The organism is Pseudomonas sp. GW822-FHT04H02, from assembly GCF_058800645.1.
In genome coordinates, this window is record NZ_JBXAMM010000006.1 from 233,518 (window position 1) to 245,589 (window position 12,072).

A 12,072-nucleotide genomic window follows, 5' to 3' on the forward strand; every position below is an offset into this window, starting at 1 on the left:
CATGGAAAATAATCAGCCGATTATCATCAAGCGCGTCAAGCGCTTCGCTGGCGGACATCACGGGGGCGCCTGGAAAATCGCCTTCGCCGACTTCGCCACGGCGATGATGGCGTTCTTCCTGGTGTTGTGGCTGCTGTCCACGGCCACCCCGGAACAGAAGATCGCCATCGCCGGTTACTTCAAGGATCCGATCGGCTTCTCGGAAAGCGGTACGCCCTACATCATCGACCTGGGCGGCTCTCCTGAGCTGGCGCCGGACAACACCCTCAACCCCGAGATCAAGTCCCAGCCACAACCGGACAAGGTCACGGTGGATGCCGACCAGGTGGAGGGCATGGCCGAGCAGGTCGAGCGCGAGCGTCTCGAGTTGCTGTTGCAAGAGTTGCAGAACAAGGTTGAAGAAAACCCGCAACTGCAGAAGTTCAAGGACCAGATCCTCTTCGAGATCACCCCGGACGGCCTGCGGATCCAGATCATGGACGCCGAGAACCGGCCGATGTTCGACTCTGGCAGTGCACGTCTGAAGCCGTATTTCGAAGACATCCTGCTGGCCATGGCTGACACCATCAAGACCGTGCCGAACAAGATCAGCATCAGCGGTCACACCGACGCCAAGCCCTATTCGGGCACTGGCGACTTCGGCAACTGGGAACTGTCGGCCAACCGGGCCAACGCTGCGCGTCGGGCGCTGGTGGCGGGTGGTTATCCTGATCCGCAAGTTGCGCGTGTGGTGGGCTTTGCTTCGTCGGCTCTATTCGATCGCAAGGACCCTTTCAACCCGGTCAACCGGCGCATCGATATCGTCGTGCTGACCAAGAAGGCCCAGCGTGCCATCGAGGGTGAGCAGACCGATCCCAATGCTCCGGTACCGACCCAGGGTAGCGGTGCTCCCGGTGAAGTACCGGGGGCGGCAGCCGACCCGAATGCCTTGCCGCCCGGTAGCGAACCGCTGCCGGCGCACGAGGTGCGTCAACGTATGAATATCTTCGAGGACGGTGTGCTGAAGATGGACGAGCAGGGTGCGGCGGGCCAGTCTTCCGCTCCGGCTCCGGCTCCCACTGCTCCGGTGGCGCCGCCCGCTACGCCGGGCACGGCGAAGTGACAAACGACAAGGCCGCGAAGATCGCGGCCTTGTCGTATCTGGGTCAGGTCAATCAGTAACTGTTGTCTGGCAGGCTGGCGAGGATCGAGCGGTAGCTGTTCATCCGTTGCTGCTGGATCCGCCCGTCTTCCAGGGCCTTGAGCAAGGCACAGCCCGGCTCGCGATCGTGCTTGCAATCGCGGAAGCGGCAGGTGCCCAGCAAGTCATTGAACTCGATGAACCCGGCCTCGACATCGGCGCGGCTGACATGGCCGAGGCCGAACTCACGGATACCGGGGGAGTCGATCAGCTCACCGCCACCGGGGAAGTGGAACAGGCGCGCGGTCGTGGTGGTGTGAGTGCCCTGGCCGGAGAACTCCGACAGCGGGCCGACGCGGGTTTCGACTTCCGGCAGCAGGCTGTTGACCAGGGACGACTTGCCCACCCCCGACTGGCCGACGAATACACTGATGCGCCCGTCCAGCAGGGCTTGCAACTGCTCCATGCCGTCGCCGTGATGAGCCGAGACCTCCAGCAGCGGGTAGCCCAGCTGGCGGTAGACCGCGAGCAGGGCGTTGAGCGCAGGGGCGTTCTGCTCATCGATCAGGTCGGCCTTGTTCAGCAGCAGCAACGGCCGGATTCCAGCATGCTCGGCGGCTACCAGGTAGCGGTCGATCAGGTTGGCGTGGGGCTCTGGCATGGGCGCAAACACGATCACGATCATGTCGACGTTGGCGGCCACCGGCTTGAGTTGGCCGCGGCTGTCCGGGCGGCACAGCTCGGTGCTGCGCGGCAGTTGCGCGACGATCACCCCGATGCCCTGGTTGCCGGCGCGCCAGACCACCTGGTCGCCGGTCACCAGGGCCGGCAGGTTGGCCCGCAGGTAGCAGCGGAACACCTGGCCGGCCGTTTCGCCTTCGCGAGCCTCGACTTCGACCTGGACGCCGAAGTGGGCGATGACCAGGCCGGTCTGTTCCGGGCCCAGGTCGCCACCTTCCAGCGCCTCGACGGCAGAGGACTCGCGTTTGGCGGCGCGGGCGGCGCGCTCACCCTGGATCTTTTCGATGCGCCAGTTTTGGCGGCGATTGAGCTGGCGTTTGGCCATTGGTGTTCCGTGTCGATAATTACGGCGGATAGGTAAAACGGCGGCGAGTTTAGCACGCCGGGCAGGCCCTCTAGGCTAAACTGCGCAACTACGCCGAGGAGCCCACCCATGCAAAACCCGCAGAACCTGATTTGGATCGACCTGGAAATGACCGGTCTGAACCCTGACACCGACGTCATCATCGAGATGGCCACCATTGTCACTGACAGCAACCTCAACACCTTGGCTGAAGGACCGGTCATCGCCATCCACCAGAGCGACGAGATCCTCGCCGGCATGGATGAATGGAACACCCGCCAGCACGGCGGTTCCGGTCTGACCCAGCGGGTTCGCGAAAGCCGCATCAGCATGGCCGAAGCCGAAGCCCAGACCATTGCCTTCCTGGAACAGTGGGTGCCCAAGGGCAAATCGCCGATCTGCGGCAACAGCATCTGCCAGGACCGGCGCTTCCTGTACCGCCACATGAAGGCTCTGGAAAGCTACTTCCACTACCGCAATCTGGACGTCTCGACCCTCAAGGAACTGGCCGCCCGCTGGGCGCCGGACGTGCGCGACAGCTTCAAGAAAGGCAGCACCCACCTGGCCCTGGACGATATTCGCGAGTCCATTGCCGAGCTCCAGCACTACCGCAAGCACTTCATCAAGTTCTGACCCACAGGCGCCGACTTGCCGGCGAACGGGCGCCCGCTGCGACTCGGCGCCCGTACCCGCCCCCTTTTGGTGCCCGCTTCAACTGAGTAGACTGCGCGCCTTCCTGCAAGGACCGCCATCATGCTGTTGATGCTTTATCTGATTGCCATTACCGCCGAGGCCATGACCGGCGCCCTGTCTGCCGGCCGGCGCGGCATGGACTGGTTCGGTGTGGTGCTGATTGCCTGCGTCACCGCACTCGGCGGCGGTTCGGTGCGTGATGTGCTGCTGGGCCACTACCCGCTGACCTGGGTCAAGCACCCGGAATACCTGGTGCTGACCTCGGTGGCGGCGTTGGTGACGATCTTCATCGCGCCCTTGATGCGTCACCTGCGCTCGCTGTTTCTGGTGCTCGACGCCGTGGGCCTGGTGGCCTTTACCCTGATCGGCTGCATGACTGCCCTGGAAATGGGCCACGGCATGCTGGTGGCTTCAGTCAGTGGGGTGATCACCGGGGTCTTTGGCGGCATCCTCAGGGACATCTTCTGCAACGATATCCCGCTGATCTTTCGCCGCGAGCTGTACGCCAGCGTGTCCTTCGCCGCGGCCTGGTGCTACATGCTGTGCATCTACCTGCAACTGCCCAGCGAGCAGTCGATCCTGGTCACCCTGTTCGGCGGCTTTCTATTGCGCCTGCTGGCGATCCGTTTTCACTGGGAAATGCCCAAGTTCGTCTACAACGACGAACACTGACGGTTGGCGTGCTGGTCCAGGGCCCATTGCACATGTTCGCGAACCAGTTCCGAGGGGTAGTCCTGGCGGGCCTTGAGGGCTTCCAGCACCGGAATGCTAGAGGGTGCGTTGCCCAGGCCCACCGCCAGGTTGCGTAGCCAGCGCTCGTAGCCGGCGCGGCGCAAGGGTGAACCTTCGGTATTGCTGAGGAATTTGTCCTCGTCCCACATGAACAGCTCTGCCAGTTCGGCATTGTCCAGGTTGTGCCGGGGCTTGAAGTCGCCCTCGGCCGTTGAGCGGGCGAAGCGATTCCAGGGGCAGACGATCTGGCAGTCATCGCAGCCGAATACCCGGTTGCCGATCAGCGGGCGCAGGTCTTCGGGGATGGCGCTTTTGAGCTCGATGGTCAGGTAGGAAATGCAACGTCGGGCATCCAGCACATAGGGGCCGACGAAGGCGTTGGTCGGGCAGATGTCCAGGCAGGCGGTGCAGCGGCCGCAGTGCTCCGTGGCGTGGGGCGCGTCCACCGGCAGGGGCAGGTCGACGAACAGTTCGCTGAGGAAGAAGTAGCTGCCGGCTTTGCGATTCAGCACCAGGGTGTTCTTGCCGATCCAGCCGAGCCCGGCCTGTTCGGCGATGGCTTTTTCCAGCACCGGAGCGCTATCGACGAAGGCGCGGTAGCCAAAGGGGCCGATGGCTTGCTGGATGCGCTCGGCCAGTTGCTGTACGCGCTTGCGGATCAGCTTGTGATAATCGCGCCCCAGGGCATAGCGCGAAACGTAGGCCTTGGAAGGCTGGGCCAGGCGCTGGGCCATCTGGGTGTCGCCGGGCAGGTAGTCCATGCGCAGCGAAACCACCCGCAGGGTGCCAGGCACCAACTGGTCGGGATGGGAGCGTTTGCTGCCGTGGGCGCCCATGTATTCCATCTCGCCGTGGTAGCCGGCGGCGAGCCAGCGTTCCAGGTGCTGCTCATGCTCGGCCAGGTCCAGGCCGCTGATGCCGACTTGTTGAAAGCCCAGTTCGCGGCCCCAGTCCTTGATCGATTGGGCGAGAGCGGGAAGATCCTGGGTAATAGCGGGCATGAGGCGAGAGAAACCGGGGCTGAGGTGCGTATAATTCTGCCAGACATCGGAGCTCGAAGACGCATGCCGCAGACAAAACACCCGCTACCTGACGTTCAGTTGCTGACTTCTGGCTATTTGCCACATCTGAATGGACGACTTCGCGATGCCCACAAGGGCCAGTTCGGCCACCTGTTGCTGATTGGGGGCGATCGAGGTTTTGCCGGCGCCGCCTTGCTGAGTGCGGAAAGTGCCTTGCGCAGTGGCGCGGGGCTGGTGTCCCTGGCGACCCGCAGTGAGCATGTGGCTGCCGCTGCGGCGCGCTTACCGGAGGTCATGACCCAGGGCACTCATTCGGCCAACCAGTTGATGGGGTTGCTGGCTCGGGCCACGGTGCTGGTGGTCGGGCCGGGGTTGGGGCAGGGCGCCTGGGGGCGCAGTCTGCTGTCGGCGGCGGCCAATGCGCCGTTGCCCCAGGTGTGGGATGCCGATGCCTTGAACCTGCTGGCCGAGGGCGGGCTGCAACTGCCTGCCGCGAGTGTCATCACTCCCCATCCGGGAGAGGCGGCGCGGCTGCTGGGTATCTCCAGCGCCGAGGTGCAGGCGGATCGCCCTGCAGCGGCCCTGGCGTTGAGCAAAAAATACGCAGCGGTTGCGGTACTCAAGGGGGCCGGTAGCCTGATCGCCACTGCCGATGGGCGGCTGGCCCGCTGTGACGCCGGGCATCCGGCGATGGCCACGGCAGGCTTGGGTGATGTGCTGGCTGGCCTGATCGGCGCCTTGCTGGCGCAAGGCTTGTCGGCATTCGATGCCGCCTGCCTGGCGGTCTGGCTGCATGCCAGCGCGGGCGAGCAGCAAGGCAAATTGGGCCGAGGGCTGGCGGCCAGTGATCTGATTCCAGCCATTCGTCAGTTGTTGGAGGAACAATCACCGTGTCTGAGTTAACCCTTTTTCTGGCCGACGAACAGGCCATGGTGGAATTTGGTGCACGTATTGCCCAGGTGACCCAAGGCGTGGGGGTGATCTTCCTCGAGGGTGACCTGGGAGCGGGCAAAACCACCTTGTCGCGAGGGATCATCCGTGGCCTGGGGCACGCGGGGGCAGTGAAGAGCCCGACCTTTACCCTGGTCGAACCGTACGAGATCGGCTCGGTGCGGGCTTTCCACTTCGACCTGTACCGCCTGGTGGATCCTGAGGAGCTGGAGTTCCTGGGGATTCGCGACTACTTCGAGGGCGATGCTCTGTGCCTGCTGGAGTGGCCCCAGCGTGGTGCAGGCTTTTTGCCAAAGCCTGACCTGACCATTACCATTACCCCGCATAACAATGGGCGTTCTGTGCATCTGTTGTCTCAAGGCTCGCGTGGCGAGTCCTGGTGTGCCGCTTTGGCGTTGGAATTCAAATAATTGATGGGGTTAGGTATGCGCATTCGCGCGTTGGTTGCTGTCGTAGGACTGTTGCTTACGGCATTGGCCGTCGATGCTGTGGCCGCTACACAGGTTCGCAGCGTCCGCCTGTGGCGGGCACCGGATAACACGCGACTGGTATTCGACCTGTCCGGCCCGGTTCAGCACAGCGTCTTTACCCTGACGGCCCCGGATCGTCTGGTGATCGATATCAATGGCGCGACCCTTGGCGGTCCGCTGAACGTCGCCACGGCCAATACACCGATTACCGCCATGCGCTCGGCACAGCGCACGCCCAGTGACCTGCGGGTGGTCATCGACCTGAAAAAGGCCGTTACGCCGAAGAGTTTCACCCTGGCGCCCAACGCTCAGTACGGCAATCGCCTGGTGGTCGATCTGTTCGACAACCCGGCTGACGCCGCGCCACCTGCTGCGCCGCCACCTACTGTGGCCACTGTCCCAGCAGTGCCCGTCACTCCGGCGGAGCCGGCGATCAAGCTGCCGCCAGCCCCGGCGGGCAAGCGCGACATCATTGTGGTGATCGATGCCGGCCACGGCGGCGAAGACCCGGGTGCCTCCGGCTCCCGCGGGCAGCATGAAAAAGACGTGGTGCTGGCCATTGCTCGCGAATTGCAACGTCAGGTCAATGGCCTCAAGGGTTTCCGCGCCGAGCTGACCCGTACTGGCGACTACTTCATTCCATTGCGCGGTCGTACCGAGATCGCCCGCAAGAAGGGCGCCGACCTGTTCGTCTCGATCCATGCCGACGCTGCGCCTTCGGCCGCGGCCTTTGGCGCGTCGGTGTTTGCCTTGTCTGAACGTGGTGCCACGTCGGAAACCGCGCGCTGGCTGGCGGACAGCGAGAACCGTTCCGACCTGATCGGCGGGGCTGGCAACGTCAGCCTGGATGACAAGGACCGGATGCTGGCCGGGGTGCTGCTGGACCTGTCGATGACAGCGTCCCTGACCTCCAGTCTGAATGTCGGGCAGAAAGTCCTGAACAACATCGGCCGGGTGACTCCGTTGCACAAGCAGCGGGTGGAACAGGCCGGGTTCATGGTGCTCAAATCCCCGGATATTCCGTCGATCCTGGTGGAAACCGGCTTTATCTCCAACTCCAACGAGGCCTCGAAGCTGGCCACCGCCAGCCATCAGCAGGCCCTGGCGCGCTCCATCAGCAGCGGCGTGCGGCAGTTCTTCCAGCAGAACCCGCCACCGGGCACCTATATTGCCTGGCTGCGCGATTCCGGGAAGATCGCCCAGGGGCCGCGTGATCACCGGGTCAATCCGGGGGAAACCCTGGCCATGATCGCCGTGCGCTATCAGGTCTCCGCGGCCACGCTACGCAGTGCCAACAACCTGAAAAGCGATGAATTGAAAGTGGGGCAGGTGTTGACCATCCCCGGTACAGAACTGGCGGCCAAGGAATGAGTGAATCGGTAATCAGTAGCGCGCGCATCGAGCTGCTCAGCCCGCGCCTGGCCAACCAGATTGCCGCGGGCGAGGTGGTCGAGCGCCCGGCTTCGGTGATCAAGGAACTGTTGGAAAACAGCCTGGACTCCGGCGCCAAGCGCATCGATGTGGATGTGGAGCAGGCCGGGGTCAAACTGCTGCGGGTTCGTGACGACGGTAGCGGCATTTCCTCCGACGACTTGCCGCTGGCCCTGGCCCGGCACGCCACCAGCAAGATCCGTGACCTGGAAGACCTGGAGCGGGTGATGAGCCTGGGGTTTCGCGGCGAGGCCCTGGCTTCCATCAGCTCCGTGGCGCGCCTGACCCTCACGTCCCGTACCCGGGATGCCGAGCAGGCCTGGCAGGTGGAAACCGAAGGCCGGGACATGGCACCAAGGGTGCAGCCGGCGGCGCACCCGGTAGGCACTTCGGTGGAAGTCCGCGACCTGTTCTTCAATACGCCGGCACGACGCAAGTTCCTCAAGGCGGAAAAGACCGAGTTCGATCACCTGCAGGAAGTGATCAAGCGCCTGGCCCTGGCGCGTTTCGACGTGGCCTTCCACTTGCGGCACAACGGCAAGAGCATCCTCAGCCTGCACGAGGCCAAGGACGACGCCGCTCGTGCCCGTCGTGTGGCGGCGGTGTGCGGTTCGGGCTTCCTGGAGCAGGCGTTGCCCATCGAGGTCGAGCGCAACGGCTTGCATCTGTGGGGCTGGGTGGGCTTGCCGACCTTCTCCCGCAGCCAGGCGGACCTGCAGTACTTCTACGTCAACGGTCGCGCAGTACGGGACAAGCTGGTGGCTCACGCGGTACGCCAGGCTTATCGCGATGTTCTGTTCAACGGTCGACACCCGACCTTTGTTCTGTTTTTCGAAGTCGACCCGTCGGTGGTCGACGTCAACGTGCACCCGACCAAGCACGAAGTGCGTTTCCGTGACGGGCGCATGGTGCACGACTTCCTTTATGGCACCTTGCACCGGGCCCTGGGTGATGTGCGGCCCGAGGATCAGTTGGCGGCGCCGGCGGCGGTCGCCGGCATCGTGCGCCCGACAGGTATCGAGGCCGGTGAGTTCGGGCCTCAGGGTGAGATGCGCCTGGCCGCGAACCTGGCTCTGGAGCAGCCCCAATCCCAGCCGAGCTTCAATGCGCCGGGCGCGGGAGCCGGCAGTGGCTATCAATATCAGTACACGCCACGGCCACAGCCAGTGTTGCCGGCCGCCGAGAGCCAGGGCGTGTACCGCGAGTTCTTTGCCCCGTTGCCGGGGGCGCCGGCGGCGGCCTTGCCGGACGGCCAGGAGGACATTCCGCCCCTGGGCTATGCCCTGGCCCAGCTCAAGGGGATCTACATCCTGGCGGAAAACGCCCTGGGTCTGGTGCTGGTGGACATGCACGCGGCTCACGAGCGGATCATGTACGAGCGCTTGAAGGTGGCCATGGCCAGCGAAGGCCTGAGCGGCCAGCCGCTGCTGGTGCCGGAGTCGATTGCCGTCAGCCAGCGTGAGGCCGATTGCGCTGAAGAACACATGAGCTGGTTCCAGCGCCTGGGCTTCGAGCTGCAGCGCCTGGGCCCGGAATCCCTGGCGATCCGCCAGATCCCGGCATTGTTGAAGCAGGCGGAAGCCAATCGCCTGGTGCACGACGTACTGGCGGACCTGATGGAGTACGGCACCAGTGACCGGATTCAGGCTCACCTCAATGAGCTGCTCGGTACCATGGCCTGCCACGGCGCGATCCGTGCCAATCGACGCCTGGCCCTGCCGGAAATGAACGCCTTGCTGCGGGACATGGAAAACACCGAGCGTAGTGGCCAATGCAACCACGGTCGACCGACCTGGACCCAAATGGGCCTGGACGATCTGGACAAACTCTTTCTGCGCGGCCGTTGATGACCCAGCTTCCTCCAGCGATTTTCCTGATGGGCCCGACCGCTGCGGGCAAGACCGATCTGGCCATCGAGCTGACCAAGGTGCTGCCTTGCGAGCTGATCAGTGTCGACTCGGCGCTGGTCTACCGCGGCATGGACATTGGCACCGCGAAGCCTTCCAGGGAACTGCTGGCGCAGTTTCCCCATCGCCTGATCGATATTCTCGACCCTGCCGAGAGCTACTCGGCGGCGGATTTCCGTACCGATGCGCTGGCGGCCATGGCCGATATCACCGCCCGGGGCAAGATCCCGCTGTTGGTGGGCGGCACCATGCTGTATTACAAGGCGCTGCTTGAAGGCCTGGCGGACATGCCCGCGGCGGATCCGCAGGTACGTGCCGAGCTGGAGGACGAGGCTGCACGCCTTGGCTGGCAGGCCCTGCACGACCAGCTGGCGGCGGTGGACCCCGAGTCGGCGGCGCGGATCCACCCCAACGACCCCCAGCGTCTGACCCGGGCGCTTGAGGTCTATCGGGTCAGTGGCCTGACAATGACCGCCCATCGCCAGCGTCAATTGGCGCAAAGTACTGAAGCAGGCGCATCGGGACGCAGTCAATTGCCCTATACTGTCGCCAATCTGGCCATCGCTCCGGCGAATCGCCAGGTACTGCACCAGCGTATTGCACAAAGATTCACACAAATGTTGGAACAGGGATTCATTGACGAGGTCGTAGCTCTGCGTTCCAGAAGTGACCTGCATGCCGGGTTGCCGTCTATACGTGCAGTGGGCTACCGCCAAGTCTGGGATCATCTGGATGGCAAGCTGACGTCAGCCGAAATGCAGGAGCGGGGCATCATTGCCACGCGCCAATTGGCGAAACGCCAGTTCACCTGGTTACGTAGTTGGGCTGACCTGCAATGGTTGGACAGCCTGGATTGCGACAATCTGCCACGCGCCTTGAAATACTTGGGGACGATCTCCATATTGAGCTGAGTCCTTGCAATTGCCGTCTATCCTTGGGGGTGTGACGGCTTTGGCCATCTGTTTTCTGATTTTTATTATTGATCCTTAAAGGAGTGCGGCACATGTCAAAAGGGCATTCGCTACAAGACCCTTACTTGAATACATTGCGTAAAGAGAAGGTTGGGGTTTCCATCTATCTGGTCAACGGGATCAAGCTGCAAGGTACGATCGAGTCTTTCGACCAGTTCGTCATCCTGCTGAAGAACACCGTCAGCCAAATGGTTTACAAGCACGCTATCTCGACAGTGGTTCCAGTTCGCCCGATTCGCCTGCCTAGCGCTTCCGAATCCGAACAGGGTGACGCTGAGCCAGGTAACGCCTGATAGGAGTCTCCTTTGTTCTTTGAGCGCCACGGTGGTGGTGAACGGGCCATTCTCGTTCACTTGGATGGTCAGGACCCTGAGGCGCGCGAAGATCCGCAGGAGTTTCAGGAGCTGGCATTATCGGCCGGCGCCGAGACCGTCGCGTTTGTTAGCGTGCCGCGTCATCGGCCAACCGCCAAATACCTGGTTGGCAGCGGCAAGGTCGAGGAGTTACGCGACCTGGTCAAAGCCGAACAGGTAGACCTGGTGATTTTCAATCACATCCTCACACCCAGTCAGGAACGTAACCTCGAACGTGTATTCGAGTGTCGCGTGATCGACCGCACGGGTCTGATTCTCGATATCTTCGCTCAGCGCGCGCGCACCCATGAAGGCAAGCTCCAGGTTGAACTGGCCCAGCTTGAGCACATGAGCACCCGTCTGGTTCGTGGCTGGACTCACCTTGAACGGCAGAAAGGCGGTATCGGTCTGCGCGGGCCCGGTGAAACCCAGTTGGAAACCGACCGGCGCCTGTTGCGAGTGCGTCTGCGGCAGATCAAGGCGCGCCTGGAGAAGGTTCGCAGCCAGCGTGAGCAGGCCCGTCGTGGCCGCAAGCGTGCGGATATCCCTTCAGTGTCCCTGGTGGGCTACACCAACGCCGGCAAGTCCACGCTGTTCAATGCGGTCACTGCGTCCGATGTTTTCGCTGCCGACCAATTGTTCGCAACCCTCGACCCCACCCTGCGCCGGCTTGAGCTGGATGACCTGGGGCCGATTGTGCTGGCCGATACCGTGGGGTTCATCCGCCACCTGCCGCACAAGTTGGTCGAGGCGTTTCGGGCTACCCTCGAAGAATCGAGCAACTCCGATTTGCTGCTGCATGTGATCGATGCCCATGAGCCCGAGCGCATGGCGCAGATCGAGCAGGTGATGGTGGTGCTGGGGGAGATCGGGGCTCAAGACTTGCCGATCCTGGAGGTCTATAACAAACTCGATTTGCTTGAGGGTGTGGAGCCGCAGATCCAGCGCGACCCCGACGGCAAGCCGCAGCGGGTCTGGCTGTCGGCCCGTGATGGCCAGGGGCTGGATCTGCTCAAGCAGGCCATCGCCGAGCTGCTGGGTGAAGATTTGTTTGTAGGCACCTTGCGCTTGCCTCAGCGTTTTGCTCGACTGCGAGCACAGTTTTTCCAGTTGAACGCTGTGCAGAAAGAAGATCACGACGACGAAGGTGTCAGCCTGCTTGCTGTTCGCCTGCCACGGGCCGAGTTGAACCGGCTGGTCAGTCGCGAAGGCATGCAGCCGTCGGAATTCATCGAGCAACACACTTTGCAATAAAAGCCTGGGCAAGCGGTTGTGCCGCTGTAGCAGGCATTCTGTAGCATTGGTCGGCGCGCCGTGGGTGCGTCTTTGCTTTATCAG

At 63.0% G+C, this 12,072-nt stretch carries 12 protein-coding genes; 10 read left to right on the plus strand and 2 right to left on the minus strand.

Annotation, left to right across the window (positions count from 1 at the left end):
- Position 1 precedes the first annotated feature (1 nt).
- Entirely contained in the window at positions 2 to 1,102 is a 1,101-nt protein-coding gene (gene motB / locus AC1RMG_RS25695) for a flagellar motor protein MotB (RefSeq protein ID WP_077933263.1), read from the plus strand.
- A gap of 52 nt (positions 1,103 to 1,154) precedes the next feature.
- On the opposite strand, the gene rsgA is transcribed toward motB, so the two are convergent.
- A complete protein-coding gene (gene rsgA, locus AC1RMG_RS25700; RefSeq protein ID WP_011058930.1) occupies positions 1,155 to 2,186 on the minus strand; it encodes a small ribosomal subunit biogenesis GTPase RsgA in 1,032 nt (343 codons plus the stop codon).
- 108 nt (positions 2,187 to 2,294) lie between these two features.
- Here rsgA and orn point away from each other — a divergent pair, with 108 nt between their 5' ends.
- Complete coding sequence (gene orn, locus AC1RMG_RS25705; RefSeq protein ID WP_011058931.1) at positions 2,295 to 2,837, plus strand: oligoribonuclease; 543 nt, start codon at positions 2,295 to 2,297, stop codon at positions 2,835 to 2,837.
- A gap of 117 nt (positions 2,838 to 2,954) precedes the next feature.
- Entirely contained in the window at positions 2,955 to 3,569 is a 615-nt protein-coding gene (locus AC1RMG_RS25710; RefSeq protein ID WP_169893104.1) for a trimeric intracellular cation channel family protein, read from the plus strand.
- Here the strand turns inward: AC1RMG_RS25710 and queG are convergent.
- Positions 3,551 to 4,630 carry a tRNA epoxyqueuosine(34) reductase QueG gene (queG, locus tag AC1RMG_RS25715; protein ID WP_011058933.1) on the minus strand — a complete coding sequence of 360 codons (1,080 nt, stop codon included), beginning with the start codon at positions 4,628 to 4,630 and terminating at the stop codon, positions 3,551 to 3,553. The genes AC1RMG_RS25710 and queG overlap by 19 nt on opposite strands.
- A gap of 63 nt (positions 4,631 to 4,693) precedes the next feature.
- Between queG and AC1RMG_RS25720 the strand changes: the two genes are divergently transcribed.
- The 7 genes from AC1RMG_RS25720 to hflX all read left to right on the plus strand — a co-directional run bounded on the left by AC1RMG_RS25720 (position 4,694) and on the right by hflX (position 11,988).
- Entirely contained in the window at positions 4,694 to 5,554 is an 861-nt protein-coding gene (locus AC1RMG_RS25720) for an NAD(P)H-hydrate dehydratase (RefSeq protein WP_401021128.1), read from the plus strand.
- Positions 5,542 to 6,012 (plus strand): tRNA (adenosine(37)-N6)-threonylcarbamoyltransferase complex ATPase subunit type 1 TsaE, encoded by a 471-nt coding sequence (gene tsaE, locus AC1RMG_RS25725; protein ID WP_015633937.1) that lies wholly within the window; start codon positions 5,542 to 5,544, stop codon positions 6,010 to 6,012. The genes AC1RMG_RS25720 and tsaE overlap by 13 nt, the downstream gene beginning before the upstream one ends.
- 3 nt (positions 6,013 to 6,015) lie before the next feature.
- The gene (locus AC1RMG_RS25730) at positions 6,016 to 7,443 is read left to right on the plus strand and encodes an N-acetylmuramoyl-L-alanine amidase (RefSeq protein ID WP_198409248.1); all 1,428 of its coding nucleotides are present in this window, start codon (positions 6,016 to 6,018) and stop codon (positions 7,441 to 7,443) included.
- Complete coding sequence (gene mutL, locus AC1RMG_RS25735; protein WP_011058937.1) at positions 7,440 to 9,350, plus strand: DNA mismatch repair endonuclease MutL; 1,911 nt, start codon at positions 7,440 to 7,442, stop codon at positions 9,348 to 9,350. Before AC1RMG_RS25730 ends, mutL begins: the two co-directional genes overlap by 4 nt.
- Positions 9,350 to 10,321 carry a tRNA (adenosine(37)-N6)-dimethylallyltransferase MiaA gene (miaA, locus tag AC1RMG_RS25740; RefSeq protein ID WP_053148774.1) on the plus strand — a complete coding sequence of 324 codons (972 nt, stop codon included), beginning with the start codon at positions 9,350 to 9,352 and terminating at the stop codon, positions 10,319 to 10,321. Before mutL ends, miaA begins: the two co-directional genes overlap by 1 nt.
- 92 nt (positions 10,322 to 10,413) lie before the next feature.
- Positions 10,414 to 10,674 carry an RNA chaperone Hfq gene (gene hfq / locus AC1RMG_RS25745; protein ID WP_007921378.1) on the plus strand — a complete coding sequence of 87 codons (261 nt, stop codon included), beginning with the start codon at positions 10,414 to 10,416 and terminating at the stop codon, positions 10,672 to 10,674.
- A 12-nt stretch (positions 10,675 to 10,686) separates the two neighbouring features.
- Positions 10,687 to 11,988, plus strand: a complete 1,302-nt coding sequence (hflX, locus tag AC1RMG_RS25750) for a ribosome rescue GTPase HflX (RefSeq protein WP_011058939.1) — start codon at positions 10,687 to 10,689, stop codon at positions 11,986 to 11,988.
- Positions 11,989 to 12,072: the final 84 nt, after the last annotated feature.

What these genes read in the sequence shown, in the direction of transcription:
- mutL (WP_011058937.1), top strand. Translation starts at nt 7,440, where the DNA reads ATGAGTGAATCGGTAATCAGTAGCGCGCGCATCGAGCTGCTCAGCCCG.
- orn (WP_011058931.1), top strand. Translation starts at nt 2,295, where the DNA reads ATGCAAAACCCGCAGAACCTGATTTGGATCGACCTGGAAATGACCGGT.
- hfq (WP_007921378.1), top strand. Translation starts at nt 10,414, where the DNA reads ATGTCAAAAGGGCATTCGCTACAAGACCCTTACTTGAATACATTGCGT.
- miaA (WP_053148774.1), top strand. Translation starts at nt 9,350, where the DNA reads ATGACCCAGCTTCCTCCAGCGATTTTCCTGATGGGCCCGACCGCTGCG.
- motB (WP_077933263.1), top strand. Translation starts at nt 2, where the DNA reads ATGGAAAATAATCAGCCGATTATCATCAAGCGCGTCAAGCGCTTCGCT.
- rsgA (WP_011058930.1), bottom strand. Translation starts at nt 2,186, where the DNA reads ATGGCCAAACGCCAGCTCAATCGCCGCCAAAACTGGCGCATCGAAAAG.
- AC1RMG_RS25730 (WP_198409248.1), top strand. Translation starts at nt 6,016, where the DNA reads ATGGGGTTAGGTATGCGCATTCGCGCGTTGGTTGCTGTCGTAGGACTG.
- AC1RMG_RS25720 (WP_401021128.1), top strand. Translation starts at nt 4,694, where the DNA reads ATGCCGCAGACAAAACACCCGCTACCTGACGTTCAGTTGCTGACTTCT.
- queG (WP_011058933.1), bottom strand. Translation starts at nt 4,630, where the DNA reads ATGCCCGCTATTACCCAGGATCTTCCCGCTCTCGCCCAATCGATCAAG.